Origin of the sequence: Streptomyces prunicolor NBRC 13075 (genome assembly GCF_000367365.1) — a bacterium.
GTDB classification, from domain to species: domain Bacteria; phylum Actinomycetota; class Actinomycetes; order Streptomycetales; family Streptomycetaceae; genus Streptomyces; species Streptomyces prunicolor.
On the sequence record NZ_BARF01000197.1, the window covers coordinates 1 to 1,042 of the forward strand.

Below are 1,042 nucleotides of genomic sequence, written 5' to 3' on the forward strand. Positions count from 1 at the left end.
TGAGCTGTACTGAGATTCGTGGAGTCCCTGATGCCAGGGTTACGATCCTGGCGAAGGAGAACCACATCAGTGCCAGCACCACGGAAATACCCCGATGAACTGCGTGAGCGCGCGATCCGCGAGGTCCGCACCACCGGCCGCCCCGTCGCGCACGTCGCGAAGGACCTCGGCATCCACAAGGAAGCCTTGCGCGGCTGGGTCCGCCAGGCCGAAGCGGACGCCGGTGAACGCGACGACCGGCTGAGTACAGCTGAACTCGACGAACTCAAGCAACTCCGCAAGGAGAACGCCGAGTTGAGGCGGGCCAATGAGATCCTGAAGGCCGCTTCGGTGTTTTTTGCCCAGGAGATCGACCGTCCCCGGACGAGGCCGAGCAGGTGATCGACCACCTGCGCGAGAAGGGCCTCGGGGTCGATCCCGTCTGCCGGGAGCTGGACCTGTCGCCGTCGACGTACTTCGCCCGCAAGAAGCGCCCGAAGTCCGCCCGCCGACTGCGGGACGAACAGCTCATGCCCATGATCGAGCAGACCCACGCCGAGTCCGGCGGGACTTACGGAGCCCGCAGGATTACCCGCGCGCTGCGGCGCAAGGGAGTCGAGGTGGCGCGCTGCACGATCGAGCGGCTGATGGCCGACCTCGGCATTGAGGGTGTGATCCGCGGCCAGCGCCGGCGAACCACTGTCAGCGAGCCGTCGGCGCCGAGACCGCCGGACCTGGTCGACCGGGACTTCACCGCCGACGGCCCCGACCGGCTCTGGGTCGCCGACATGACCTATGTCAGAACCTGGTCCGGCTGGGCTTACGTCGCCTTCGTCCTGGACGTGTTCTCCCGCATGATCGTCGGCTGGCAGATCGCGAACCATATGCGGACCGAACTCCCCCTGGACGCACTGGAGATGGCGCTCTGGCGTCGGCGGATCAAGAAGGACTCCGGCCTGGTCCACCACTCCGACAGGGGGTCGCAATACGTATCAATTCGCTACACGGACCGACTGTCGGACATCGGCGCCTCCGCGTCGGTTGGCTCCGTCGCGGACTCGTA

Annotated in this window: 2 protein-coding genes; both read left to right on the top strand. The window is 66.4% G+C overall.

The annotated features are described in order from the left end of the window. Positions 1-69 precede the first annotated feature (69 nt). Positions 70-381, top strand: coding sequence for a transposase (locus SPR02S_RS54765; RefSeq protein WP_019065511.1), 312 nt, complete (start codon positions 70-72; stop codon positions 379-381). Then, positions 378-1,042 (top strand): IS3 family transposase (locus tag SPR02S_RS62740; protein WP_019065512.1); only part of this gene is annotated, 665 nt, incomplete at its 3' end. The genes SPR02S_RS54765 and SPR02S_RS62740, both read left to right, overlap by 4 nt.